This is a genomic window from Variovorax terrae (genome assembly GCF_022809125.1).
Classification (GTDB): domain Bacteria; phylum Pseudomonadota; class Gammaproteobacteria; order Burkholderiales; family Burkholderiaceae_C; genus Variovorax_A; species Variovorax_A terrae.
In genome coordinates, this window is the sequence record NZ_JALGBI010000001.1 from 2,906,932 (window position 1) to 2,931,207 (window position 24,276).

Genomic DNA, 24,276 nt, shown 5'->3' on the forward strand with positions numbered 1-24,276 from the left:
CCAGAGGGGAAAACGTCCTCGGTCATTGATAATACCTGCGCAAGGGCGGTTGCCTGTGCTACTTCACACCATGATAGACAAGTCCATCCTCATCACCGGCGGCACCGGCTCATTCGGAAAAGCCTTTGTCCGGACCGTTCTGGCCCGGTACCCGGGCATCAAGCGCCTCGTGATCTACTCCCGCGATGAACTCAAGCAGTTCGAAATGGCCCAGACCTTCTCGGAGCGCGAACACCCGGGGCTGCGCTATTTCATTGGCGACATCCGGGATGAAGCCCGCCTGCGCCGGGCGCTCGAAGGCATCGACATCGTGATCCATGCCGCCGCGCTCAAGCAGGTGCCCGCGGCCGAGTACAACCCCTTCGAATGCATCAAGACCAATGTCCTGGGTGCGCAGAATCTGATCGAAGCCTGCCTGAGCAACGGCGTGAAACGCGTGGTGGCGCTCTCCACGGACAAGGCCGCCGCGCCCATCAACCTGTACGGCGCCACCAAGCTCTGCTCGGACAAGCTGTTCATCGCGGCCAACAACATCAAGGGCGACCGCGACATCCGCTTCAGCGTGGTGCGCTACGGCAACGTCATGGGCAGCCGGGGTTCGGTGATTCCGTTTTTCCTTGACAGGCGCAAGACCGGCGTGCTGCCCATCACCGATGCGCGCATGACGCGCTTCAACATCTCGCTTCAGGAAGGCGTTGACATGGTCCTGTGGTCGCTCGAAAGCGCCTGGGGCGGCGAAGTGCTGGTGCCCAAGATCCCGTCGTACCGCATCACCGACGTGGCCACAGCGATCGCGCCGGAGTGCCGCCAGGAAATCATCGGCATCCGTCCTGGTGAAAAAATCCACGAGGAAATGATCACCTCCAGCGACAGTCCGAACACCGTCGACCTCGGCGGCTACTACGCGATCCTGCCTTCCGCCGGCGCGTTCACGCTCGGGGAGTACTGCGAAGCGTTCAATGCACGCGTGGTGGAGCCGGGCTTCGCCTACAACAGCGGCAGCAACCCCGACTACCTCAGCATCGATCAGCTCAAGCGGCTGATCGGCGAGCAAGTGGGACAGATCGAGGTATGAGGATCGCCGTCATTCCCGCGCGCGGCGGCAGCAAACGCATCCCGCGCAAGAATATCAAACCCTTCTACGGCGTTCCGATGATCGCACGCACGATCGCCTCGGCGCTGCAGAGCGGCCTGTTCGAGCACGTGGTGGTTTCGACCGACGACACCGAAATCCTCGAAACCGCGCGCGAGGCCGGCGCCGAGACGCCGTTCGTCCGGCCGGCCCACCTCGCCGACGATCTCACGCCAACCGTGCCGGTGATCGCTCACGCGGTGCAGGCCTGCCGCGACCTCGGCTGGCCAGTCGAACATGCGTGCTGCATCTATCCTTGCGTGCCACTGCTCAGCGGCGACGACATGGAGCGCGCGCTGCGGCTATGCCTGGAGCGGGATGCCGACTTCGTCTACCCGGTCACCGAATATGCACATCCGATCCAGCGTGCAATGCGTCGCCTCGACAGCGGTCAGATGGCATTTTTCAGCCCTGAGCACGAGATGACGCGAACGCAGGACCTCGAAAAGAGTTATCACGACGCCGGCCAGTTCTACTGGGGCAAGGCCTCAGCGTGGCTTGCGCACAAGAAAATGCATACGGCCGGCCTCGGCCTGCCGATCCCGCACTGGCGCGTCGTCGACATCGACTCTGAAGACGATTGGCGCCGCGCAGAACTGATCTACCAGGCACTCGGCTCCGGCGCGCCACGTTGACGATGAAGATTCTGGTACTTGGTGCAAGCGGCATGCTAGGTGCTAGCCTGGTGCCGCATCTCACAGCGTGCGGCCATCAAGTCGCTAGCCACGGCCGGCGTGGTGAGTGGGCTGCCGACCTCGGCAACGCGGGCGAGACCCTGATGTTGCTGCGCCGGGTTTCTCCTGAAGCGGTCATCAACCTGGTCGGACTGACCGATGTCGACCGCTGCGAGTCCCATCCCAAGGAAGCCTGGCTGACCAACGTTCTGACAGCCGAGAACGCGGCAACCGCCAGCGCGGCCGTTGGTGCGCACCTGATCCAGATCTCGACGGACCAGGTCTACGACCAGGCTCCCTCGAACAACGAGAGCCAGGCCTGTCCCGGCAACCACTATGCAATGAGTAAGTACGCCGGCGAATTGGCCGCACTCGGCGCTGGTGCGACCGTGTTGCGCAGCAACTTTTTCGGTTTGAGCCGGCACCCGACGCGGCGCAGCCTGACCGACTGGCTGTTCAACGCACTCACCAAAGGCCAGCCGTTGCAGGTCTTCGACGATGTGCGTTTTTCACCATTGTCGATGGCCACGCTCTGCGAGATGATAGAAGCCGTCGCGCTGCGGCGCCAGCACGGCATCTTCAATCTCGGTTCGTGCGGCGGCATGAGCAAGGCGGATTTCGCATTCACGTTCGCAGGCACGCTCGGGCTCGCGACAACGACCATGAGCCGGGGCCTGGCTGCCAACGCGACCTTTCTGAAAGCCTGGCGGCCCAAGGCCATGTGCATGGACAGCCACCGCTTCGAGCAAGTCTTTGGCCAGACCCTGCCCGACCTCGAAGCCGAGATTGAACGCGCCGCAAAGGACTACCGTGAGCTCCATTGAAAACACCCTCCACATCAACGGCAAGGCCATCGGCAAGGGCTTCCCGACCTACTTCATCGCCGACATCGCGGCCAACCATGACAGCGACCTCGGGCGCGCGAAGGAACTGATCCATCTGTGCGCCGAGGCCGGCGCCGACGCAGCCAAGTTTCAGCACTTTACGGCGTCGACCATCGTCAGCGACCACGGCTTTCGCAGCCTTGGTGGTGACCAATCGCATCAGGCCAGCTGGAAAAAATCCGTGTTCGAGGTCTACAAGGACGCCAGCATCAGCCTCGACTGGACCGAGACACTCAAGGAGACCTGCGACCAGGCCGGCATCGCATTTTTCACGAGCCCGTATTCGATGGCGTTGGTCGAGCATATCGACCCCTTCGTGCCAGCCTACAAGATCGGCTCGGGCGACATCACCTGGACCGCGATGATCGAATACATCGCGCGCAAGGGCAAGCCCTATATCCTGGCCAGTGGCGCCTCGACCTTCGACGACGTGCATCGCGCGGTATCGGCCGGACTGGCTGTCAACCCGCAAATGTGCCTGATGCAATGCAACACCAACTACACCGCGAGCCTTGAGAACTTTCATTACATCAAGCTCAATGTGCTCAACACCTACCGCTCGATGTACCCGGATCTCGTGCTCGGCCTCAGCGACCACACGCCGGGCCACGCGACAGTGCTGGGTGCGGTCGCGCTCGGCGCGCGCATGATCGAAAAGCACTTCACCGACGATGTCGACCGTGTCGGCCCCGACCACAAGTTCTCGATGGATCCGCGCACTTGGCGCGAGATGGTCGAGCGCACGCGCGAACTCGAAAACGCTCTCGGCAACGGCGTCAAGCTGGTCGAACCCAACGAACGCCAGACCGTGGTGCTGCAACGCCGTGCGATCCGGGCAAAAACTGCGCTCAGCGCTGGCGCATTGATTGAGGAAACCGACCTCGAGGTGCTGCGCCCGTGCCCAGCCGACGCGATCCCGCCTTACCTCTTGCCCGAAGTCGTCGGACGCAAGCTGCGTCACGACGTGGTCACTGGAAGCCACCTCAAATGGACCGATCTCGAATAGCCTTGGTGATCCCTGCGCTCAACGAGGCCGCGAGCATTGCCGGTGTCGTCGCCGCCGCGTGCGCCTATGGTCGGTGCATCGTGGTTGACGACGGCTCGAGCGACGGCACCGCCGAGGCCGCGCGCGCGGCCGGTGCGCTGGTCGTCAGCCACCCCGCCAACCGCGGCTATGACGCGGCGCTCGATAGCGGCTTTCGCGAGGCCGACCGCATGGACTGCGAGGTCGTCATCACCCTCGACGCTGACGGCCAGCACACCCCTGAACTGCTCGTCGAATTCGTTGCCAAGCTAAAAGCCGGCGCCGCCGTCGTGCTCGGCGTGCGCGACCGCAAAGCGCGGCTGGCCGAGCATGTGTTCGCCTGGTATACGCGGCGCTTCGGCATCGCCGACCCGCTCTGCGGCATGAAGGCCTATCGCATCGACGTCTATCGCGCGCTTGGGCACTTCGATGCCTATCGATCGATAGGGTCCGAGCTCGCGCTGTTCGCCGCGCGCAACGGCTATCGGCTCGCAAGCGTGCCGGTCAAGGTGCGCGATCGCGTCGGCGAGCCGCGCTTCGGCCGCAAGCTCTCGGCCAACCTCAAGATTTTCCGCGCGCTCGCGCTCTCCCTATGAGTTCCGCCACGGCAAAACTCAAAGTACTGCTGATCGGCTGCGGCAATATTGCCGGAGGCTTCGACACAGACGCCGCCCCGGGCACGCCGCCGCGCACACACGCAGGGGCCTACCTCGCGCATGGCGGTTTCAGCCTGGAGGCTTGCATCGAGCCCGACACGGCGAAACGCGAGGCCTTCATGCAGCGCTGGAACGTGGCGCGAGGCCATGCGGACATCGCCGGGGCCATCGGCACGGAGTTCGACGTGATCAGCATCTGCTCACCGACCACGGCCCACCATCACGACACGCTGGCCGCGCTCGCGCTACGGCCGCGACTGGTGTTCTGCGAAAAGCCGATCTGTGCCAACCTCGCGCAGGCCGAAGACCTTGTGCAGCGATGCACCGCGCAGGACGTACTGCTCGCGGTCAACCACAACCGCCGCTGGGACCCCGAAATCGTGCGCCTGCGCGAAGAACTCGCGAGCGGCGCTTGGGGCGCATTGCGTTCGGTCAGTTGCCACTACAACAAGGGGGTTCTCAACAACGGCAGCCACATGATCGACCTGCTGCACGATCTGCTCGGTTCGCTTGAACTGCAGCATGTCGGCGCGCCGCTGGCTGACTATTGGCGCGACGACCCGACCGTACCAGCGCTGCTGCGCACGCGCGACGGCGCCGAGGTCAGTCTCAATGCCGGCCACGCCGCCGATTATTCGCTGTTCGAGATACAGCTCGTGACCGAGCACGCGGTCATTGCGATGGAGGACGGTGGCATGCGCTGGCGCCTGCGGCTGGCCGCGCCGAGTCCGCACTTCCCGGGCTATCGCGCGCTTCCCGAGGGCAGCATTCGCCCCGGCGGCTATTTGCACACGATGTCAAACGCGGTCGCGAACCTGCACGGCGCGCTGCACGCTGGCGCGGCGCTCGCAAGCACCGGTGACAGTGCACTCGCGGCGCAGCGCGTTTGCGAACGCCTGCGTTCCGCATCACTAGAATCAGCATCGCTCCACACCTCCCGAGGCACCGGGACATCTTGAGGCTTACCGAATGAACCAACAAACCCTGGCACTGCTCGGCGGCACCCCTGTGGTGCAGACCGAATTCAAGCCGTTCAACACCATTGGCGATGAAGAGATCGCGGCCGCAACATCCGTCATTCGCAGCGGCGTACTATCGGCCTATATTGGCGCGCCGGGCGCGGCGTTCATGGGCGGCCCCAGGGTACGTGCGTTCGAAGATGCCGCGGCGAAGCATTTCAGCGTCAGACATGCAATCGCCGTCAACTCGTGGACCTCAGGCCTGATCGCGGCAGTCGGCGCGATTGGCCTTGAACCCGGCGACGAGGTCATCACAAGCCCCTGGACCATGGTCGCGACGGCCACGGCCGTGCTGCATTGGAACGGCATCCCGGTGTTCGCCGACATCGACCCGCAAACCTTCAACATCGATCCAGCCAGCGTCGAGAAGCTCATCACGCCGCGCACGCGCGCGATCATGGCGGTCGACATCTTCGGCCAGTCCTGCGACATACGTGCGCTGCGCGACATCGCCACGCGCCACAAGCTCAAGCTGCTCTGCGACACCGCGCAGTCGCCCGGCGCGACCTACTATGGCAAGGCCACCGGCACCTTGGCCGACATCGGCGGCTTCAGCCTCAATTACCACAAGCACATCCACTGCGGCGAAGGCGGTATCCTGGTCACAGAAGACGATCGTTACGCCGAGCGCCTGCGATTGATCCGCAATCACGCGGAAGCGGTGATCGACAGCAACGATCCGCACGAGCTCTCGAACATGCTCGGCTACAACTTCCGGCTCGGCGAGATTGAGGCCGCGATCGCGACCGAGCAGCTCAAGAAGCTCGGCCCCAATATCGAAGGCCGCCAACGCGTCGCAGCGCAGTTCAATGCCGGGCTGGCGGCCCTGCCCGGCCTCACGACGCCGCGCGTCGCAGACGGCTGCACCCATGTCTATTACGTCTACGGCATGACGCTCGACACGGCCGCACTCGGCGTGCCGCGCGAAAAGATCGTCGCGGCGCTGCGCGCCGAAGGCCTGCCGGGCATCATGAGCGGCTACCAGAACGTCCACCTCTATCCGCTGTTCCAGAACCGCATCGCCTATGGCAGCCAAGGCTTCCCATGGAACTCTCCGTATTGCGAGCGCGAGATCAGCTACGCGCGCGGCATCTGCCCGGTCGCTGAAAGGCTGCACGCCGAGACCTTCATGGGTATCAACATCTGCCTCAATGACTACTCGGCCGACGACGTCAGGATCGTGATCAGTGCGTTCGAGAAGGTCTGGAACAATCTCGACGCACTGCGCGCGGCGGCCTGAGTTCGTCCATGCCCGAGCTTTTGATCGAAGGCGCAAAGGTTGCCCTGCGGCGCTTCAGCGCTGGCGACATCGGCGACGATTACCTCGGCTGGCTCAACGACCCGCTGCTGATGCGCTACAGCAACCAGCGCTTCGCGCACCACAACCGGCAAAGCAGCCTGCGCTACCTTGCGTCATTCGAAGACTCTCCGAATTTCTTCTTGAGCGTGCGCGACCGCGCCAACGACCGACTGCTCGGCACCATGACCGCCTATGTTTCGCCGCACCACGGCACGGCCGACATGGGCATCCTGATCGGTGCAGCAGAAGCACGCGGCCGCGGCGTCGGGCTTGACGCATGGTGCACCCTGATGGCCTGGCTACTCGCCAAACAGGGCCTGCGCAAGGTCACGGCCGGCACCCTGGCCTGCAATACCTCGATGCTCAGGCTTGTCCACGACTCAGGCATGGAGGCCGAGGGTGTGCGCCGACAGCAGGAAATCGTCAATGGCGCACCGCAGGACATCCTGTACTTCGCGCGGTTCCGCGATGCTTGAACTGGCTGAACCGGTCGCCGTGGTCTGTCACGATGCCGGTGCGGCCAACATCATCCTGGCCACGCTGCGCGCCGAGCCGGACCGGTTGTATCTGCCGGTAATGCAGGGGCCGGCAGCCGCGCTCTGGCAAGCCAGCGGTTTGGCACCAGCGTGCACGCTGCCACTCAAGACCGCGCTGGCCGGCGCCGGCTCATTGCTCAGCGGTACCGGATGGGCCAGCGATCTCGAACACGAGGCCAGACGCTGTGCCAAAGCCAGCGGGCTGCCCAGCGTTGCGGTCATCGACCATTGGGTCAATTACGCCGAGCGTTTCGAACGCGCAGGCGAACAGGTGCTGCCCGACGAGATCTGGGTCGGCGATGCCGATGCACTCGCTATCGCCGCGCGTACCTTCGCTGGCACGCGCCTGCGGCAGATTCCGAACCTCTACCTCAGCCAGCAGATCGCCGCGATCGCCGCGCCTGCCCCCAGCCAAGCCGGCCACATCCTTTATGTGCTGGAACCGATACGCTACAGCTGGCGCGGCGCGACCCAGGCCGGGGAGTTCGAGGCACTCGATTATTTTCTCGCTAACCTCGACCGGCTCGGCGAACGGCGCGATTGGTCGATACGTCTGCGCCCGCACCCGTCCGACAGGGCTGGAAAATACGATGATTGGCTGAGCCGGCAGCCAGGCTTCGATATCGCGCTCGACGATTCGCCGAATCTGGCTGCGGCGATAGGCTGGGCAGAATGGGTGGCGGGCTGCGAAACCACGGCGTTGGTGATCGCGCTCGGCGCCGGGCGCAAGACCCTCTCGACCTTGCCGCCGGCGGCGCCGCCGTGCCGCCTGCCGCAGGCCGGCCTGCGGCATCTGCGCGAACTCTCGGCGCCGCCCTAAACCGGCGCGGTCGGCGTCATCAGCCCGTGCGCGCCAGCCTCGGCGATAAACCGGAACAGCAGCGGATCGTTGTACCGGCGCGCCACCAGCTGCAGACCGAATGGTAGGCCGGCCGGCGACGAGAATACCGGCGCGCTGACGGCTGCCAGTTGCGTCAATGTCCACATGAGCGCCGAGTCGGGCGCCTCCTCCTGCTCTCGTGGCGGCGCCTCACCGGCCGTGCTCAGGGTCACAACGATATCGGCATCGGCAAAAAAATCGTCCATGTCGCGCACCATCGCGACCTGCTCGGCAAGCGCGGCCTGGTACTCGGCCGGTGTCACAAGCTGGCCGGCCGTGATGAGCCGGTTCATGACCGGCGAGATCAGCTCGGCACGCTTGAACTCCTCTTGAAAATAATAGGCCAGCGCCTTGTTGTAGATGGTCTCGTGCACGACATGCGAACGCGCCATCGAGGCGGGCAGCGCTGCCTCGCGCAGTTCGAAGCGCGGATGCGCGGCAAGCCGCGCACACCAAGCGTCGAAGGCCTCGGTCGCGTAAGCCGGCGCATGGCGCCACACATGCGGCCGGACCAGCGCGACCTTCCAAGGCCGGCCCTCAGGCGCGGCCTGACGCGCCGCGTCGCCGAGCGCCGCGTCGCTGATCGGGAAGTTGCGACCATGCACGCGCAGAGCGTCGAACACCGGTTCGAGGTCGGCCGCGTGATTCACAAAAAACCCGACGCTGTCGAGGCTGTCGGTGGTCTTCAGGATCCCCGTGCGCGGCACCAGGCCGAACGAGGGCTTGCAACCCCAGATCCCGCAAAAACTCGCGGGCCGGATAATCGAGCCGGCGGTCTGCGTCCCGAGCGCGACCGGCGCCATGCCCGAGGCCACTGCAACGGCCGAACCGCTCGACGAAGTGCCCGGCGTGCGGTCGGCCGCGTGCGGGTTGATCGTCTTGCCAAGCGAGTGCACGGCAAACTCGGCCGTCACCGTCTTGCCCGGCACGATTGCACCGAGACGCTTGATGTCGTAGAGCACGCGCGCGTCGTTGCCGGGCGTGAAGCCCTTCCAAAGCGCACTGCCCATCTGGGTCGGAAAGTCGGCCGTGTTGAAGATGTCTTTGACGGCGAACGGTATACCCTCGAGCGCGCGCGGCGCCTCGCCGGCGCGCAGGCGCTCGGTCGCGGCCTGCGCTTGCGCGAGGAACAACGCCTCGTCGAAACACTCCCACGCGTGGTAGCGCGGTTCCTGCTCACGATAGGCTTCGATGTAGTGCCGTGCCACGTCGAGCGGCGTCAGGCTGGCGTCGCGGTAGCCCTGCAGGATCGCGGCAATGCTTGGCAGACGGCCGTTCATGGGCCAGCCTTGTCGTCGGCCGGGGCCTGTGGGACGGCGGTTTCGGCCTGCACCTTCTCGATGAGCTGCTGCGGATGTGGCACGAGTTTTTCCTCGTTCGGTGACGATTTCGGATAGATCGGGATCACCACGTTCTTGAGCTCCGGCCGTCGATGGCCCTCCATCGTCGCGTGAAACTCCTCTTCGGTCATGCCCGTGATCTTGAGGTAATAGTCGAGGCCCTCGGGACGCACGCCGTCGTTGTCGCGAATCAGCTGCCAAGCCTCGTCGCGGCTCAGCAGGCCGGCGCGTACGTCGACACTCGAATGAAAGGTCGCCCGGCCATAACCGCGCTTCAGGTAATTGGCGTAGTCGTGCACACCGGGCATGATGCACTCGGCACTTTTGTAGCGTTTGTACGAGCCCTCGATCTGCGTCTCACGCCAGCCATAGACATCGCGCACGAACTCGGTCTGGCGTTCGTCGTCCCAGAAGATGTAGTCACCGAGATGGATACCATAGACGCCAACGCGCTCGCACTCCTCGGCCGAGGGCACGTTGAATGGGTAGAGGTCACGCTCGCTGAGATCATCGCGCACCATCTGGTCGGGCCGTAGCTTGGCCGAAACCTTCGTGAAGTACTCGCGGTCGAACTTACGCACCGGGTTTTTATACGAGGCGCGGCCCGAGCTTTCGGCGATCGACTCGCCCCAGACCAGCAGCGGAATATTGAAGCGCACGGCGGCCTGCAGCGGAAACGCACCGACGCCGGCGTGGCAATGCCAGCACGAGTCGCCAATGCCAGCAAGGGAATGCTTGGCGATGCGGTTCACCAGGCTGCGGTTGGGCGTGAACATGATGTGGTCCACGTTGAACTGCTCCAGCGAGTTCTGCAGGTTGTACCAGCCGGTTTCGCTATACCAGTTGTGGCTGAAGGTCACCGCCAGCGGCTTCATGCCGTAGATCTTGGTCAACACATGGAGCTGGAAAGTGCTGTCCTTGCCACCGCTGATCGGGATGATGCAGTCGTAGTTGTTGCCGGCCTGAGCCTTGGCGGCCTCCAGCGTAGCGCGCAGGTCGCGCTCGCGCTCAGCCCAGTCGATATGGATCTTTTGCTCCGCCGACTGACAGGCCTGGCAAACACCCAGCTCGTCGAACACCACGCCTTCCTGGGTCTGCGGCACGCAGCAGCGCACGCAATACTGGAGTTTCGGGAACGGCTTGTCCGCATGCGCATTCTTTTCGTCGGTGTACACGGTGAAGGTCGAAGGTCGTCCCTGGAAAGGTGGTTTGAAGCTGCTCATGGCGTTCTCGCAGTTTGATCTAGGACTTTTTTTCCATCAAAAACCAGTTGATATCGTCTTGCGGAAAAACCGGGTCATTGCGGTAGGCGAAGCCGTAGTCGACAAGTTTCAGGTCGCTGTAGGCCTGCAACATTTCGCCGCAAAAATCGCGCTTGAACAGTTTGCCCGCATGACCTCGGTAGCTGATTTCGACCGGTGTAGGGCTGTAATACTCGGCAAGCAGGATATAGCGCCCAGCACTGCGGTACATCGCATCGTAAACGGCCGGCAAAAACTCCGGATTAATGTGGATCAATACAGTCTTGATCAGCACCAGGTCATAGATCCGCGGCGGCTCGAAGTCGAGGATCGACTGCTGGAAAATATGCTCCGCCGGAATATGATGCGCGAGTCGCGCGACCGCCTCGGGATTGATCTCGATGCCGAAATGCAGCTGCCGCGGGTACAACAGCTGCAGTGCGCGGAGGTTCATGCCGACATTGGCGCCGAACTCGATGCAGCTCTCAACACCCGCAGCGTGGCGCAGCGCCTTGGCAAAAAAATCGAGATTGGCGCCTAGCAATACATCGCCAACATTGCGGTCTATGTATTCGGTTCCAAACTCTCCGGCCCAGAAGGCTTCCTGCTCGGTTTTATAAGTCATGTCTGTCCTGTGCGCGGAGCGCGCTTCAATAAGTTCTCGATCACGGAAACCACGCGCGGCGTCGCGGCGCCGGGCGGGGGAAAAGCGCTCCGGTCGACGCGACGGCCAGGCGGCCGGTCAATCACGGAGACAAGCTCATCAAGCGAGGCGATGCCCTCGCCGAGACCCAGCACCCCGTAGTCGAAATCGAAGTTGATAACCATCGGCGAAAAAGACAATGTCAACAGGCGCTTGCCAATCAGCGCGGCCTCGAAACCGACGGTGCTGGTCTGCACCAGCACCATATCGGCGGCATGCAGCTGTGGCTGGAGCCTGTCCGTCGCCGGGTTGCTGAAATAGATACGAGGATGCGGCGCCGGCAATGGAAACAGGTGGTATTGATTGGGATGGTAGCGAATCAAGAGCGCGGCATCCGGATGGCTCTCGACCCATTGGCGCAGGCGCCCCTCAACCAACATACCCAGCCCGGTACCGCGGTAACAGTCGTCGACATTGGGCGCATCCTCCTCGAGGTTGCCAGCCCACATGAGCACGCGGCAATGCTCCCAGCCCAGGGCTTCGCGCAGTTTCCGGCCCGCTTCAGCGTTCGCCGTGTCAAACATCGCGTCGTAGGCCGGACAGCCGGTCACCTCGATGCGCGCGGCGTCCACGCCGGCCGCCGCGAGATTGTGTTTGACGAACTCCGAAAGCACTGTGATGCGGTCGGCATAGACCGACTGTCGCAGGAAATTGTCGTGCGGCAGCGCGAACAGGTCCATCATCGTCAGCGCCGGGATGCCGCGCGCGACGGCCGCCTCGATCGCGGCCTGCTCCGAACGTGGCGAACTGGTGCTGACGACGAGTGCCGGCTTCAAATGATCAATGACCTTGCCGATGAAGTTCAGCGGCAGGAAACCGCGCCGGCCCATCAGCGCGTATTTTTCGGCAGCGCCAGCCTCGCCGAAGCTGTCGACCCATTCGGCATAGTTGATGCCAAGGTAGCAAACGCTCTCGTCTTCGTCGACATCGGGATGGCAGTTGCCGTCCAGCAGCGTCCGCCCATAGGCCATGACGCGCGGCAGGTCAACCAGGGCGGTGAAGTCCTGGTAGCCGACCGGCGTGAAACCGAGCCGCACGGCCTGGCGGTAGCCAAGGGTCAGAGCCATCACCACGCAGGGCACGCCGCGCGCCTCGAGCGCCCTGACGACCGGCGCAACCTTGGCGATGTGGCCATTGCCGTAGGTCACGAAGAGCACGCCGCCGCCGGCCGCACCCGCTTGCGCCTGCGTCTTCATGCGGCGTGCTCCCAGAGCGCCAGCGCGGCGATCGCGCGCAGCTCACGCGTGTGGTTGGCCGTGCCCTGGCGGTGCGCCTCGAGCAACGCCGTGATGCGCGCGCCGTCGAACACTCGGCCCAGCAGTTCACTGCCCTGCAGGGTCTCGCGCAGCCACAGGTAACTCGCGTCGCGGAACCACTCCCCCACCGGCACCGTGAACATCTGCTTCCTGCGGTAGGCCAGGTCCTCGCCGATCAGCGGCACCGCGGCCTTCTTGTACCAGTGCTTCTTGTCGCCGCTGGCCATGTCGAGCTTGGTCGCGCCGCGCGAGCGGAAGGCGAACTCCATCATGCGCCAGTCCAGGAACGGCGTGCGCGCCTCGATGCTCACGGCCATGCCCATGCGGTCGGGCTTGACCAGGTTGTTGCCCGAGAGCAGCAATTGCATGTCGAGGTACAGCGCCTGATTGATGCGGTCGAAATGGCCGGCTTCGTCGAACCAGGGCCGGGCCGCCATCTCGAAGCTGTCGATGTCTCTGAGCTGCGCCGCCAGCTCGGGCCGGTACAGGGCCAGCTTGGCCTGCGGGCTGAACAGCGAGATCGAGTCGAAATAGCCGCGCTGAAAGGCTGCGGCATCGAGCACCCCGGCGCCGGGCCGGGCGAACCAGGCCGCGTACTTGTCGTAGCCCGCGAACAACTCGTCGCCGCCGTCCCCTGTCAGCACCACCTTCACGTGTTTGGCCGCCAGCTCACTCACGCGCAGCGTCGGCATGAAGGAGGCGTCGCCATGCGGCTGGTCCAGGTGGTACAGCACCTGGGGCCAGCGGGCCAGCATGTTGAGTTCGGCCACCTCCATGGTGTGGTCGCAGCCGAAGCGCCGCGCGGCCTCGGCGGCGAAGGCCGATTCGTCGTAGCGCGGGTCTTCGAAGCCGATGCAGAAGGTCTTCACCGGCTCCTTCACGTGGCGCGCCATCAGGCCGACGATGGTGCTTGAATCGACGCCGCCCGAGAGAAAGGCACCCCAGGGCACGTCGGCGCGCAGGCGGATGCGGGTCGCGTCGTCGAGGATGGCCATGAACTCCTCGGCCCATTCGCCAAAACCGTGGTCGCGCTCGTGCTGGTCGGCCAGGCTCCACCAGCGCTGCGTCTGCACGCCGCTGCGCGTGAATTTCATCCAGGTGCCGGGCATCACATGCCGGATACCCTGATGGATGGTCCAGGGCGCGGGAATGTAGTTGAACGTGAGGTAGTGGTGGATTGCTACCAAATCGATAGCACTCTGTGACCGCTGCGCCTGGACTATGGGCAGAATCGCCTTGATTTCCGAGGCAAACACCGCGCGCCGGCCGTCGTCGGCCACGTACAGCGGCTTGACACCGATGCGGTCGCGGATCAGGTACATCGCGTCCTCGCGCGCATCGTCGATGGCGATCGCGAACATGCCGTTGAGCTTGCTCACGAAGCCGATGCCCTCGCGCTCGTACAGCCGCAGGATCACCTCGGTGTCCGACGCGGTCTTGAGCCGCACGCCCTGGCGGCGCAGCTCGTCCGCCAGTTCGATGTAGTTGAATATCTCGCCGTTCTGCACCACGGCCACCCGGCCGTCGTCGCTCACGAAAGGCTGGTGGCCGCCGCCGATGTCGATGATGGACAGGCGCCGGTTGCCGATGGCCACGCCGCGCTGCGGCTGATGCCAGATGCCTTCGTCGTCCGGGCCGCGATGCAACAGTTTCTGCGCCATCACGCCCAGCGCCGCGTCGGCCAGCGGCTCGCGCGCCCGGTCCCAGTAGCCAAAGATGCCGCACATGGTCAGTTGCTTCCTTTGCCCGAGAGGCGGCCGACGGTCCACACCATGATCCTCAGGTCGAACCAGACCGAGGCTTCGCGCGTGTAGCGCAAGTCCATCTCCAGCCGCTGTTGCGGCGTCGCGGCAGAACGCAGCAGCGCCTGCGCCAGCCCCGTGATGCCGGGCCGCACGCTGCAGCGCTGGACCCAGTCGGCGTCGCTGTAGAGCGCGCGCTGGGCCGGCACGTCGGGCCGGGGACCGACCAGGCTCATGTCGCCCTTGAGCACGTTGATGATCTGCGGCAGCTCGTCGATGCTGGTACGGCGGATGAAGCGCCCGACGCGGGTGATGCGCGGGTCGTTGTCCGCCGTGAAATAGGGGCCGATGGCGGCGGCGTTCTTCACCATGCTGCGGAACTTGAGCATGCCGAACTCGCGCCCGTGCAGGCCCAGCCGGGTCTGGCGGAACAGCACGGGCAGGCCGCTCTCCAGCGCAATCGCCAGCGCCGCGGCCAGCAGCACCGGGCTGAGCAGCAGCAGCGCCGCCAGAGAAAGCACCACATCCAGCAGGCGCTTCATGCGTCGGCCTCCATGCGCGCGGCGATGCCCTCGATGGTGGCGTTCACGCGGGCCCGGTCGGCCTCGATCTGGGCGGCGCTGCGTTCGGCCAGCTCGCGCTCGGCGGCGCGCAGCACGGCCACCTCCTGCTCGAACGGCGCGGCGGCGTCGCTGCGGTGGAAGGTGCGCGACAGGATCACGGCCTGCGAGCCCAGCCGCAGGTGCTCGCCCAGCACGTCGCGCCCGGGCAGCAGCCCCTCGTCCAGCCGCGCGATGCCGCCGAAGCCGAAGCGCAGGCCCTGCGCCCGCGCCGCCCGCGCCACGCGCTCCACCAGGCCGTCGGCCAGCGGCTCGAACATGAAGCGGCAGCCCAGCGACAGGTGCAGGTCGTTCAGCCCGACGAACACCTCGGCCAGGCCGGGCGTGGCGATCCAGTCGTCGAGCGTCTGCAGCGCCGCGGCCGTCTCCAGCAGCGGCACGATGGGCGCGCGGCCGGCCACGAGGCCGGAGAAGGCCCGCAGTTCGTCGGCCGAGGTGAACATCGGCAGCATCAGCAGGTCGGCGCCCTGCGCCAGCACCGCGTCCACTTCGGTTTTCGTTGCAGGGTTCAGGGGATTGACGCGCACCATCAGCCGGGAGCGCGTCAACACCGCCTTGATGCGGCCCACGTCGTCCAGCTGGTGCGCACTGATGAAGGTGTTGCGGCCGGCCTGGCGCTCGGCCTTGCCCAGGCGCTCCAGGTCCACGAACAGGCGCAGGCCCTCCAGCGCATCGCAGCGGCGGGCGAATTCGGGGTCGTTGGTGATTTGAAGCAGCTCGATCATGGGGGGCCCGACAGCAGTGGGCGATTATCGCCGCAGCGCCGCGCGCAGCACCGGGCTGGCCAGCGCCGCGGCCCCCGCCACGCCGGCCGCCACCAGCACAGCGGCGGCCAGCCCGGCCGGCCCCTGGAAGCCCGCAAAACGCGTCGAGAGGCCGCCCGCCAGCAGCACCAGGGCCCCGGGCACCAGCCCGGCCCGCCAGGGCAGCCAGGCCCGCGCCTCGGGCCGGCGCCAGGCCATGGCGGCCAGCACCAGCAGCGCCACGGCGGCCAGCACGGCATTGAGCAGTTGCATCAGCTGCGCCCCATCGTGCCAGCCCAGGCCGCCGGCCAGCGCCAGCACGCCGAGGGCCGCGGCATAGGCCCACACGGCCGCCTGCATGCGGCCCTGCGTGGCCAGCACGGTCAGCCCGACGGCGATCAGGGCCTGCGGCAGCAGCCCCCAGGCGCCCACCGCGCCCCAGGCCGCCACGCGCGCCACGGCGGCGGGGTCCATGCGGCCCCAGCCGAACAGCAGCTGCGCCACCGCCGGCGCGCCCAGCAGCAGGGCCGCGGCCGCGGCGCAGGCCAGGGTCCAGGCCAGCGCGAAGGCGCCGCGCACGGCGTCGCCCGCGTCCTGCCGCTGGGCCAGCGCGCGCGTGATGGCCGGGAACGCCAGGCTGGCCACGAGCTGGATCGCCAGCACCAGCGGCAGCTCGACCAGCTTCCAGGCGTAGTTGAAGGTGGCCAGCGCGCCCTCGCCCGCCTGCGAGGCCAGCGAGCGCGCCAGGAACGGCAGCGCCAGCGGCAGGCCCGCCGCCAGCACCGCCCAGAGCCAGACGGTGGCGGCCGGCAGCGGCTGCGCCACGGGCGCCGGCTCGCCGCCCGCGGCCGGGCTCACAGCCTGGGCAGAGGCTGCCCGCAGGCGCCAGCGCAGCCAGCCCAGCCGGGCCAGCATCGCCAGCAGCAAAAACAAGCCCAATCCGATGAGGGTCCAGGTGGGTTGGACATAGTTTGCTATGAAAAACAGAGCAGCAATGAGCAGTGCGTTGACCACCAGATTGGCCCCATACATGCCCAGAAAGTCACGCTCGTGTTGCAGGCGCGTCACCCACAGCGCGGCCAGCAGTGCCGCGGGCACAGCCAGCGCGCTCCAGACCAGGCCGGCCGCCGCCTGCGGCTGCAGCGCGGGCGGCAGGCCGCCCGCGAGCAGGCGCACCGCCGGCGCCTGCAGCAGCCACAGCGCCAGGGCCAGCAGCGCGCCGGCGCCCAGCAGCCAGTGCGCCACGCGGCGCTGCGTGCGGGCCTGCTGCGTTGGCGTCTGGTGGGCCCAGTGCGGCAGCAGCACATAGGCCAGCGCGCCGCCGGCCAGCAGGCTGGCCAGCCAGTCGGGCAGCGTCAGCATCAGCACCGCCGCATCGCCCAGCCCCGAGGTGCCGAAGGCGGCCGCCTGCGCGGACTCGCGCACCAGCCCCAGCACGCGGCTGGCCAGCAGCAGGACCAGCGACAGGGCTCCGGCTTTCAAGAACATGGCGCGGATTATCGAGGTGGGGCCACCCAAAACGGCAGGTGGAGCGGCAAAAACATAAAATTGCAGGTTTTGGCCCACGCGCCCGGCAACCCCGGCCCGCGCCCGGGCCTTCCGACCCTTCCAACACCGTGCCCCAACTCCATGTCTGACCACCACACTCCCAGCGCGCCCCAGGACGAGAACCAGCTGATCGCCGAGCGCCGGGAAAAACTCAAGGCCATCCGGGCCCAGGGCATCGCCTTCCCCAACGACTTCAAGCCCGCCGACCATGCCGCCGACCTGCTGGCCGCCCATGGCGGCAAGCCCACCGAACAGTTGGCCGAGGAAGGCACGGCGGCCACCATCGCCGGGCGCATGATGCTCAAGCGCGTGATGGGCAAGGCCAGCTTCGCCACACTGCAGGACGGCAGCGGCCGCATCCAGGTCTATGTGACGCGCGACGACGTGGGCGAGGAAGCCTATGCTGCCTTCAAGCACTGGGACCTGGGCGACATCGTGGCGGCCGAGGGCAAGGTGTTCAAGACCCGCACCGGCGAGCTCTCGATCCACGCCAGCCGCGTGCGCCTGCTGACCAAGAGCCTGCGCCCGCTGCCCGACAAGTTCCACGGCATGGCCGACCAGGAGCAGAAGTACCGCCAGCGCTATGTGGACCTGATCACCGACGAATCCGCGCGCCAGCGCTTCGCCGCGCGCAGCAAGGCCGTGAGCGCGCTGCGCGAGTTCATGGTGGGCCACGGCTTCCTGGAAGTGGAAACGCCGATGCTGCACCCGATTCCCGGCGGCGCCAATGCCAAGCCCTTCAAGACGCACCACAACGCGCTGGACCAGGAGATGTTCCTGCGCATCGCGCCCGAGCTGTACCTCAAGCGCCTGATCGTGGGTGGCTTCGAGCGCGTGTTCGAGATCAATCGCAGCTACCGCAACGAAGGCATCTCGGTGCGCCACAACCCCGAGTTCACGATGATGGAGTTCTACGCGGCCTACTGGAACTACCGCGACCTGATGGACTTCACCGAGACGCTGATCCGAGACGCCGCGCAGAAGGCCGTGGGCACGCTGCAGCTCAGCTACCAGGGCAAGCCGGTGGACCTGGCCCCGGCGTTCGAGCGCCTCACCATCCGCGAGGCCATCCTCAAGTACACCGAGGCCGGCGCCGGCGTGGACGACAGCGCCTGGCTGGTCAACGCGCTGAAGAAGCTGGGCCTGAACGAGGAGAAGAACAAGCTCTCCGTCCGCTCGCTGGCCAGCCTGCAGGTGCTGTACTTCGAGGAAACGGTGGAGGAAAAGCTCTGGCAGCCAACCTTCATCATGGAGCACCCGACCGAGATCAGCCCGCTGGCGCGCGCCAACGATGAGCGGCCCGAGGTGACCGAGCGCTTCGAGCTCTACATCACCGGCCGCGAATTCGGCAACGGCTTCTCGGAACTCAACGATGCCGAGGACCAGGCCGCGCGCTTTGCGGCCCAGGTGGCGGCCAAGGACAGCGGAGACGACGAGGCCATGTTCTACGACGCCGACTTCGTGCGCGCGCTCGAATACGGCATGCCGCCCACCGGCGGCTGCGGCGTGGGCATCGACCGCCTGATGATGCTGCTGACCGACAGCCCCAGCATCCGCGACGTGATCCTGTTCCCGGCGCTGCGCCGGGAAGCTTGAACTACCTCGCGGGCTACCAGGACAGCCTGCAGGCCCAGGTGCGGCAGTTGATCGAGCAGGACCGCCTGGGCGAGCTGCTGCTGAAGAAATACCGCGGCGGCCCGCACGGCATCCGCACCGACCGCGCGCTGTACGACTACGTGGTCGGCCTCAAGGCCGAGTTCCTGCGCAACGCCGAGCCGGTGGCCAAGGTCGCCTTCGACAACAAGCTCCAGATCATCCAGCAGGCGCTGGGCACGCACACCACGGTCTCGCGGGTGCAGGGCAGCCGGCTCAAGTCCAAGCGCGAAATCCGCATCGCCGCGCTGTTCCGCGAAGTGCCGCTCGAATTCCTGCGCATGATCGCCGTGCACGAGTTGGCCCACCTCAAGGAGCGGGAGCATGGCAAGGCGTTCTACCAGCTGTGCACCTACATGGAGCCGGACTACCACCAGCTCGAGTTCGACGTGCGCCTGTACCTGACGCACCTTGATCTGGCCGGCCCGCTGGCATGGCCCGATCCGGCCCGGCCCCAGGGGGCGGCACTCAGGGAATGAGCCCGAGCGCGTGCAGGTAGGCCGGCTGCGTCATCAGGGCCTCCCACTCGGGCGCCTGGGCCGTGGGCAGCAGCGCCTGGCGGCGCTGCTCGCTGGCCTCGGCGGGCTGCCACAGGCCCTTGAGCTGCGCCTCGGCCAGGCCGTCGAGCAGTTCGTCCACCGCCCTGCCCTCGCCCAGGCTCTGGTTGCACAGCAGCACCAAGTCGCAGCCGGCGGCCAGCGCGGCCACGCCGGCTTCGGTGTAGCTGACCTCGCGGCCGTCGAGGCGGCGCGCGCCGGCCATGCTCAGGTCGTCGCTGAAGACCGTGCCGCCAAAGCCCAGGCGGCCACGCAGGATGTCGTTGAGCCAGCGGCTGGAAAAGCCCGCGGGCCGCGCGTCCACCTTGGGGTAGATCACATGCGCCGGCATCACGCTGGCCAGTGAGCTGTTGAGCCAGCCGTAGGGCGCGGCGTCGTCGGCCAGGATGGCCTTGAGGCTGCGGCGATCGACCGGGATGTCGGTGTGCGAGTCGGCCTTCACGAAGCCATGGCCGGGAAAATGCTTGCCGCAGTGGGCCATGCCCGCCTGCAGCAGGCCGTGCATCAGGCTCTTGGCCAGCAGCGCGGCCACGCGCGCATCGCGGTGGAAGGCGCGGTCGCCGATCACGCCGCTCTCGCCATGGTCGAGGTCAAGCACCGGCGTGAAGCTGAAGTCCACGCCGCAGGCGCGCAGCTCGGCCGCGAGCACATAGCCGCAGGCGGTGGCGGCGTTGGTGGCCTGCAGGGCGTCCTTCATCCACAGCTCGCCCAGTGCGCGCATCGGCGGCAGGTGGGTGAAGCCGTCGGTGCGAAAACGCTGCACCCGGCCGCCTTCGTGGTCCACGCAGATCAGCAGGTCGCGGCGCACGGCCTTGATTTCGGCGCACAGCGCGCCCAGCTGGGCGCGGCTGCTCCAGTTGCGGCCGAACAGGATGACACCGCCGGTCAGCGGGTGCGCGAGGCGGCGGCGGTCGGCCGCGCTCAGGCTCAGGCCGGCGACGTCGAGGATCAGGGGGGCGTGTTGGCTCATGTCGGGGGGTCTTTCTGTTCCACGACGACAAAGCTCGCCGCGTAGTCGGTTTCGTCGGTCACGCTCACCTGCGCGCTCAGGCCCCGGGCCTCGAACCAGGCTTTGAGGCCGCCATGCAGCACGAGGACGGGCTGGCCGCTGGCCAGCTTGCTGATTTCGCACAGCCGCCAGCTCATGGGCATGCGCATGCCCAGCCCGATGGCCTTGCTGAAGGCTTCCTTGGCGGAAAAGCGCGTGGCCAGGTAGCGCACGCCGCGCTCGGGCCAGCGCTGGCTGCGCGCCTGGAACACGGCCAGCTCGGCGTCGCTGAGGATCCTGGCCGCAAAGCGCTCGCCATGGCGCTCCAGGCTGGCGCGGATGCGCCGCACGTCGCAGATATCGGTGCCAATCCCGTAAATCATGAGCCAAATCGGCCCGAGGTCCAGGTGCAGTGGTCCTCGGCAGCTATTCTTTTCATAGCGCCGCGGCGTCGATGCAGCGCAGGTAGTCCTGCACCGTGGCGGCGTAGCCGAGCTCCAGCGCGTCCGCAATCAGCGCATGGCCGATCGAGACCTCCTGCACGCCGGGCACGGCGCGCAGGAAGTCGGTGAGGTTGCGCCGGCTCAGGTCGTGCCCGGCGTTCAGCCCCAGGCCCGCGGCCTGCGCGGCGCGCGCGGCGGCGGCGAACTGCGCCAGCACCGCGGCCTGCTGCGGCGTGCCCCAGTCGGTGGCATAGGGCTCGGTGTAGAGCTCCACGCGGTCGGCGCCCACGGCGCGGGCAGCGGCCATGGCGGCGGGGTCGGCGTCCATGAACAGGCTCACGCGCACACCCAGGGCGCGGCATTCGTCGATCAGCGGGCGCAGCCGGCCGGCATCGGCGGGGAAGCTCCAGCCGTGGTCGCTCGTGAACTGGCCTTCGCTGTCGGGCACGAAGGTGACCTGCTGCGGGCGCAGCTCGCGCACGAAGTCCATCAGGTTGTGGAACGGGTTGCCCTCGATGTTGAACTCGGCCTGGGGCCAGTCCTTGAGCAGCGCCGCCAGCTCGCGCACGTCCTGCGCGCGGATGTGGCGCGCATCGGGCCGCGGGTGCACGGTGATGCCGTGCGCGCCGGCTTCCAGGCACAGGGCAGCGGCCCGGGTGACGCTGGGAATGCCCAGGTGCCGCGTGTTGCGCACCAGGGCCACCTTGTTCAGGTTGACGGAAAGGGCGGTGGTCATAGGTTTTGCAGGTCCATCATCATCTGCCGCGTGCGCAGCGTGCTCACCCCGCAATGGTAGTGCAGCAGGGTGCGAAGCTGGGGCCGCAGCCCGGCCACCACCTCGGCGCAGGCCCGCAGGGTGGCGCTGAACGGCGCCTCGTCGTCCAGCGCCTGCTGCAGCGCGCGCCACTGCGCGCCGCTCAGGCTGGCACGGTCGTCCTGGTGCGCCGCGCGCAGGCCGCCCTCGGGCACCAGGCAGTAGGCCGCGGCCGCGTCGAGGGGGCCCAGCGTCATGGTCTGGGCGTCCAGCACCGGCAGCAGGCCGATCTCGCGCAGCAGCAGCAGCTCGAAGGCGCGCAAGGCCGGCTGCAGGGCCTCGCCATGCTCCGAGGCCAGCACCTGCACCGCGCGGGCGTAGGCGTCGAACAGCGCGGGGTGCGGGTCGTCGCGCGCCAGCAGGCGCAGCAGCAGTTCATTGAGGTAATAGCCCGACAGCAGCGCGTCGCCGGTCGGCATCACGTGGCCGCCCATCCACTCGGCGCCCTTGAGGGTGCGGATCTCGGCATCGCCGCCGAAGGCGACGTGCAGCGGCTGCAGCGGCAGCAGGATCGGGCGGAAGTTGGAGCTGGGCCGCTTCGCGCCCTTGGCCACCAGCGCGACGCGGCCGTGGTGGCGGGTGAAGACCTCCAGGATCAGGCTCGATTCGCTCCAGTCGTAGCGGTGGAGCACGTAGGCGGGTTCGTCGGCGATGCGCTTGGCAGCCATCGGGTCACTTCACACCAGATGGATGGCTGACGACTCCCGCCGGACGGGCACCCAAGCCAAGGCTCATTCCCCAACCCGGCCCGCGCAGCGCGGCCCGTTCGGGAGACGCCGCGGAACTGGCTGGGCCAGGCCGCTGGCGTCGCCCCCTTGCAGGGGGGAGGCGAAGCGACACGCAGTGCGCGCAGCCTGGGGGTGGGCCCTATTCATAGCCGAACGACCGCACCCGCGCCTCATCGTCGGCCCAGCCCGAGCGCACCTTGACCCACAGCTCCAGGAACACCTTGGCATCCATGAGCTTTTCCAGTTCCTGGCGCGCCTCGGTGCCGATGCGCTTCAGGCGCTCGCCCTTCTCGCCAATCACCATGGCCTTGTGGCCGTCGCGCTCGACGATCAGGGTGGCGGCGATGCGCACCATGCGGCTGGCGGTCTTGCCCGGCTCTTCCTCGAACTTGTCGATCACTACGGTGGAGGTGTAGGGCAACTCGTCGCCGGTCAGGCGGAACAGCTTCTCGCGGATGATCTCGCTGGCCAGGAACTTCTCGCTGCGGTCGGTCAGCTCGTCCTCGGTGTGCCACCAGGGCTGCTCGGGCAGGTATTTCTCGCAGATGCCGAACAGGCGCTCGATGTCCTTCGCGTTCTTGGCCGACATCGGCACGAACTCGGTGAACGCATGGCGCTCCTGCATCGACTTGAGCCAGGGCGCGATCTCGGCGCGGCGGTGGATGTTGTCGAGCTTGTTGGCGATCAGCAGCGTGGGCGTGCCGCCCTTGAGCAGCGACAGCACCTTGGCGTCGCCCAGCGTGAAGCTGCCGGCCTCCACCACGAACAGGATCAGGTCCACGTCGCCCACCGCGCCCACCACGGTCTTGTTGAGCGAGCGGTTGAGCGCATTGCCGTGGCGCGTCTGGAAACCCGGCGTGTCGACGAACACGAACTGCGTCTGCCCCACCGTGCGGATGCCGGTGATGCGGTGGCGCGTGGTCTGCGCCTTGCGCGAGGTGATGCTGATCTTCTGGCCCACCAGCGCGTTCAGCAGGGTCGACTTGCCCACATTGGGCTTGCCGACGATGGCCACCAGGCCGCAGCGCCGGCCTGCCACCGTTTCACCAGCATTCTCGCCGGAGGTCGGCACCGGCTGGTCGTTTGTCGCTACAGTTTTCGTAGCATCCATCATTTGACTTTCGTTTTCAGGGCCAGCAGCATGGCGGCGGCCGCGGCCTGTTCGCCCGCGCGCCGCGAGCCGCCAATGCCGCGCTCGGTGGCGCCCAGTTCGGGAATGACGCACTCGACGTCGAAGGTTTGCTTGTGAGCCGCCCCCAGCGTGGCCACCACGCGGTACGTGGGCAGCTTCATCTTGCGCCCCTGCAGCCATTCCTGCAACTCGGTTTTCGGGTCCTTGGCGGTGGCCGCCATGTGGGGGTTGATCTCGACCGCCTGGAACAGCCGGTGCACCAGCGCCTCGGCCGCGGCGTAGCCGGCGTCGAGGTAGACCGCGCCGATCAGGGCCTCCAGGGCATCCGCCAGGATCGAGGGGCGCTTGTTCCCGCCCGAGCGCGCCTCGCCCTCGCCCAGGCGCAGCACCTCGGACAGTTCCAGCCCCTCGGCCAGCCGGTGCAGCGTGTCCTGCTTGACGAGGTTGGCGCGCACGCGCGAGAGGTCGCCCTCGGGCAGCGAGCTCAGCCGCTCGTACAGCAGGCCGGCCACCGCGAGGTTCAGCACGGAATCGCCGAGGAATTCGAGGCGCTCGTTGTGGTCGGAGGAAAAGCTGCGGTGCGTCACGGCGCGCAGCAGCAGTTGCGGATCGGAAAACGCGTGCTGCAGGCGCGCCTGCAGCCCTGACAAGCCGACGCTCACG

Annotated in this window: 25 protein-coding genes; 11 read left to right on the forward strand and 14 right to left on the reverse strand. The window is 66.7% G+C overall.

Annotated elements, in window-relative coordinates:
* Positions 1–70: 70 nt before the first annotated feature.
* From pseB to MMF98_RS13760, 9 genes are read left to right on the forward strand one after another with little or no spacing between them, the layout of a single operon-like run.
* Positions 71–1,075, forward strand: a complete 1,005-nt coding sequence (pseB, locus tag MMF98_RS13720; protein WP_243306856.1) for a UDP-N-acetylglucosamine 4,6-dehydratase (inverting) — start codon at positions 71–73, stop codon at positions 1,073–1,075.
* Complete coding sequence (pseF, locus tag MMF98_RS13725) at positions 1,072–1,767, forward strand: pseudaminic acid cytidylyltransferase (RefSeq protein ID WP_243306857.1); 696 nt, start codon at positions 1,072–1,074, stop codon at positions 1,765–1,767. The genes pseB and pseF overlap by 4 nt, the downstream gene beginning before the upstream one ends.
* Positions 1,768–1,769: 2 nt before the next feature.
* Complete coding sequence (locus MMF98_RS13730) at positions 1,770–2,630, forward strand: dTDP-4-dehydrorhamnose reductase family protein (protein WP_243306858.1); 861 nt, start codon at positions 1,770–1,772, stop codon at positions 2,628–2,630.
* The gene (locus MMF98_RS13735) at positions 2,617–3,696 is read left to right on the forward strand and encodes an N-acetylneuraminate synthase family protein (RefSeq protein ID WP_243306859.1); all 1,080 of its coding nucleotides are present in this window, start codon (positions 2,617–2,619) and stop codon (positions 3,694–3,696) included. The genes MMF98_RS13730 and MMF98_RS13735 overlap by 14 nt, the downstream gene beginning before the upstream one ends.
* 5 nt (positions 3,697–3,701) lie before the next feature.
* The gene (locus MMF98_RS13740; RefSeq protein ID WP_243306860.1) at positions 3,702–4,310 is read left to right on the forward strand and encodes a glycosyltransferase family 2 protein; all 609 of its coding nucleotides are present in this window, start codon (positions 3,702–3,704) and stop codon (positions 4,308–4,310) included.
* Positions 4,307–5,329 carry a Gfo/Idh/MocA family protein gene (locus MMF98_RS13745; RefSeq protein WP_243306861.1) on the forward strand — a complete coding sequence of 341 codons (1,023 nt, stop codon included), beginning with the start codon at positions 4,307–4,309 and terminating at the stop codon, positions 5,327–5,329. The genes MMF98_RS13740 and MMF98_RS13745 overlap by 4 nt, the downstream gene beginning before the upstream one ends.
* Positions 5,330–5,339: 10 nt before the next feature.
* On the forward strand, positions 5,340–6,629 hold the full coding sequence (locus tag MMF98_RS13750) for a DegT/DnrJ/EryC1/StrS family aminotransferase (protein WP_243306864.1): 1,290 nt from the start codon (positions 5,340–5,342) through the stop codon (positions 6,627–6,629).
* Positions 6,630–6,637: 8 nt separating this feature from the next.
* Entirely contained in the window at positions 6,638–7,165 is a 528-nt protein-coding gene (locus MMF98_RS13755) for a GNAT family N-acetyltransferase (protein ID WP_243306865.1), read from the forward strand.
* Positions 7,158–8,045, forward strand: coding sequence for a hypothetical protein (locus MMF98_RS13760; RefSeq protein WP_243306867.1), 888 nt, complete (start codon positions 7,158–7,160; stop codon positions 8,043–8,045). The genes MMF98_RS13755 and MMF98_RS13760 overlap by 8 nt, the downstream gene beginning before the upstream one ends.
* Here the strand turns inward: MMF98_RS13760 and MMF98_RS13765 are convergent.
* From MMF98_RS13765 to MMF98_RS13800, 8 genes are read right to left on the reverse strand one after another with little or no spacing between them, the layout of a single operon-like run.
* Complete coding sequence (locus tag MMF98_RS13765) at positions 8,042–9,385, reverse strand: amidase (RefSeq protein WP_243306868.1); 1,344 nt, start codon at positions 9,383–9,385, stop codon at positions 8,042–8,044. The genes MMF98_RS13760 and MMF98_RS13765 overlap by 4 nt on opposite strands.
* Positions 9,382–10,668: an N-acetyl sugar amidotransferase gene (locus MMF98_RS13770; protein WP_243306869.1), complete on the reverse strand. Its 1,287-nt coding sequence runs from the start codon at positions 10,666–10,668 to the stop codon at positions 9,382–9,384. The genes MMF98_RS13765 and MMF98_RS13770 overlap by 4 nt, the downstream gene beginning before the upstream one ends.
* 19 nt (positions 10,669–10,687) lie before the next feature.
* Positions 10,688–11,311 (reverse strand): pseudaminic acid biosynthesis-associated methylase, encoded by a 624-nt coding sequence (locus MMF98_RS13775; RefSeq protein WP_243306870.1) that lies wholly within the window; start codon positions 11,309–11,311, stop codon positions 10,688–10,690.
* The gene (locus tag MMF98_RS13780; protein ID WP_243306871.1) at positions 11,308–12,585 is read right to left on the reverse strand and encodes a UDP-glycosyltransferase; all 1,278 of its coding nucleotides are present in this window, start codon (positions 12,583–12,585) and stop codon (positions 11,308–11,310) included. Before MMF98_RS13780 ends, MMF98_RS13775 begins: the two co-directional genes overlap by 4 nt.
* Positions 12,582–14,372 (reverse strand): asparagine synthase (glutamine-hydrolyzing), encoded by a 1,791-nt coding sequence (asnB, locus tag MMF98_RS13785; RefSeq protein ID WP_243306872.1) that lies wholly within the window; start codon positions 14,370–14,372, stop codon positions 12,582–12,584. Before asnB ends, MMF98_RS13780 begins: the two co-directional genes overlap by 4 nt.
* 2 nt (positions 14,373–14,374) lie before the next feature.
* Positions 14,375–14,929 (reverse strand): sugar transferase, encoded by a 555-nt coding sequence (locus MMF98_RS13790; RefSeq protein ID WP_243306873.1) that lies wholly within the window; start codon positions 14,927–14,929, stop codon positions 14,375–14,377.
* Positions 14,926–15,732: an aldolase/citrate lyase family protein gene (locus MMF98_RS13795; protein ID WP_243306874.1), complete on the reverse strand. Its 807-nt coding sequence runs from the start codon at positions 15,730–15,732 to the stop codon at positions 14,926–14,928. The genes MMF98_RS13790 and MMF98_RS13795 overlap by 4 nt, the downstream gene beginning before the upstream one ends.
* A gap of 24 nt (positions 15,733–15,756) precedes the next feature.
* Entirely contained in the window at positions 15,757–17,238 is a 1,482-nt protein-coding gene (locus MMF98_RS13800; RefSeq protein ID WP_243306875.1) for a lipid II flippase MurJ, read from the reverse strand.
* Between the two features lie 141 nt (positions 17,239–17,379).
* Here MMF98_RS13800 and lysS point away from each other — a divergent pair, with 141 nt between their 5' ends.
* Together lysS and MMF98_RS13810 are read left to right on the forward strand one after the other, a co-directional pair.
* Positions 17,380–18,894 carry a lysine--tRNA ligase gene (gene lysS, locus MMF98_RS13805; protein WP_243306877.1) on the forward strand — a complete coding sequence of 505 codons (1,515 nt, stop codon included), beginning with the start codon at positions 17,380–17,382 and terminating at the stop codon, positions 18,892–18,894.
* Complete coding sequence (locus MMF98_RS13810; RefSeq protein ID WP_243306878.1) at positions 18,891–19,430, forward strand: M48 metallopeptidase family protein; 540 nt, start codon at positions 18,891–18,893, stop codon at positions 19,428–19,430. The genes lysS and MMF98_RS13810 overlap by 4 nt, the downstream gene beginning before the upstream one ends.
* On the opposite strand, the gene nagZ is transcribed toward MMF98_RS13810, so the two are convergent.
* The 6 genes from nagZ to rnc form a co-directional block, all read right to left on the reverse strand.
* Positions 19,420–20,478 (reverse strand): beta-N-acetylhexosaminidase, encoded by a 1,059-nt coding sequence (gene nagZ, locus MMF98_RS13815; RefSeq protein WP_243306880.1) that lies wholly within the window; start codon positions 20,476–20,478, stop codon positions 19,420–19,422. The two genes, MMF98_RS13810 and nagZ, sit on opposite strands and share 11 nt — an antisense overlap.
* Positions 20,475–20,879 carry a holo-ACP synthase gene (acpS, locus tag MMF98_RS13820; protein WP_243306882.1) on the reverse strand — a complete coding sequence of 135 codons (405 nt, stop codon included), beginning with the start codon at positions 20,877–20,879 and terminating at the stop codon, positions 20,475–20,477. Before acpS ends, nagZ begins: the two co-directional genes overlap by 4 nt.
* A 52-nt stretch (positions 20,880–20,931) precedes the next feature.
* Entirely contained in the window at positions 20,932–21,675 is a 744-nt protein-coding gene (locus MMF98_RS13825) for a pyridoxine 5'-phosphate synthase (protein ID WP_243306883.1), read from the reverse strand.
* Entirely contained in the window at positions 21,672–22,421 is a 750-nt protein-coding gene (gene recO, locus MMF98_RS13830; protein ID WP_243306884.1) for a DNA repair protein RecO, read from the reverse strand. The genes MMF98_RS13825 and recO overlap by 4 nt, the downstream gene beginning before the upstream one ends.
* 199 nt (positions 22,422–22,620) lie before the next feature.
* Positions 22,621–23,595, reverse strand: a complete 975-nt coding sequence (era, locus tag MMF98_RS13835; protein ID WP_243306885.1) for a GTPase Era — start codon at positions 23,593–23,595, stop codon at positions 22,621–22,623.
* Positions 23,592–24,275 (reverse strand): ribonuclease III, encoded by a 684-nt coding sequence (rnc, locus tag MMF98_RS13840; RefSeq protein WP_243306886.1) that lies wholly within the window; start codon positions 24,273–24,275, stop codon positions 23,592–23,594. Before rnc ends, era begins: the two co-directional genes overlap by 4 nt.
* Position 24,276 lies beyond the last annotated feature (1 nt).

Coding starts and splice junctions, on each gene's coding strand:
- pseB (WP_243306856.1), top strand. CDS start 71: ATGATAGACAAGTCCATCCTCATCACCGGCGGCACCGGCTCATTCGGA.
- pseF (WP_243306857.1), top strand. CDS start 1,072: ATGAGGATCGCCGTCATTCCCGCGCGCGGCGGCAGCAAACGCATCCCG.
- MMF98_RS13730 (WP_243306858.1), top strand. CDS start 1,770: ATGAAGATTCTGGTACTTGGTGCAAGCGGCATGCTAGGTGCTAGCCTG.
- MMF98_RS13745 (WP_243306861.1), top strand. CDS start 4,307: ATGAGTTCCGCCACGGCAAAACTCAAAGTACTGCTGATCGGCTGCGGC.
- MMF98_RS13750 (WP_243306864.1), top strand. CDS start 5,340: ATGAACCAACAAACCCTGGCACTGCTCGGCGGCACCCCTGTGGTGCAG.
- MMF98_RS13755 (WP_243306865.1), top strand. CDS start 6,638: ATGCCCGAGCTTTTGATCGAAGGCGCAAAGGTTGCCCTGCGGCGCTTC.
- MMF98_RS13760 (WP_243306867.1), top strand. CDS start 7,158: ATGCTTGAACTGGCTGAACCGGTCGCCGTGGTCTGTCACGATGCCGGT.
- MMF98_RS13765 (WP_243306868.1), bottom strand. CDS start 9,385: ATGAACGGCCGTCTGCCAAGCATTGCCGCGATCCTGCAGGGCTACCGC.
- MMF98_RS13770 (WP_243306869.1), bottom strand. CDS start 10,668: ATGAGCAGCTTCAAACCACCTTTCCAGGGACGACCTTCGACCTTCACC.
- MMF98_RS13775 (WP_243306870.1), bottom strand. CDS start 11,311: ATGACTTATAAAACCGAGCAGGAAGCCTTCTGGGCCGGAGAGTTTGGA.
- MMF98_RS13780 (WP_243306871.1), bottom strand. CDS start 12,585: ATGAAGACGCAGGCGCAAGCGGGTGCGGCCGGCGGCGGCGTGCTCTTC.
- asnB (WP_243306872.1), bottom strand. CDS start 14,372: ATGTGCGGCATCTTTGGCTACTGGGACCGGGCGCGCGAGCCGCTGGCC.
- MMF98_RS13790 (WP_243306873.1), bottom strand. CDS start 14,929: ATGAAGCGCCTGCTGGATGTGGTGCTTTCTCTGGCGGCGCTGCTGCTG.
- MMF98_RS13795 (WP_243306874.1), bottom strand. CDS start 15,732: ATGATCGAGCTGCTTCAAATCACCAACGACCCCGAATTCGCCCGCCGC.
- MMF98_RS13800 (WP_243306875.1), bottom strand. CDS start 17,238: ATGTTCTTGAAAGCCGGAGCCCTGTCGCTGGTCCTGCTGCTGGCCAGC.
- lysS (WP_243306877.1), top strand. CDS start 17,380: ATGTCTGACCACCACACTCCCAGCGCGCCCCAGGACGAGAACCAGCTG.
- nagZ (WP_243306880.1), bottom strand. CDS start 20,478: ATGAGCCAACACGCCCCCCTGATCCTCGACGTCGCCGGCCTGAGCCTG.
- acpS (WP_243306882.1), bottom strand. CDS start 20,879: ATGATTTACGGGATTGGCACCGATATCTGCGACGTGCGGCGCATCCGC.
- MMF98_RS13825 (WP_243306883.1), bottom strand. CDS start 21,675: ATGACCACCGCCCTTTCCGTCAACCTGAACAAGGTGGCCCTGGTGCGC.
- recO (WP_243306884.1), bottom strand. CDS start 22,421: ATGGCTGCCAAGCGCATCGCCGACGAACCCGCCTACGTGCTCCACCGC.
- era (WP_243306885.1), bottom strand. CDS start 23,595: ATGATGGATGCTACGAAAACTGTAGCGACAAACGACCAGCCGGTGCCG.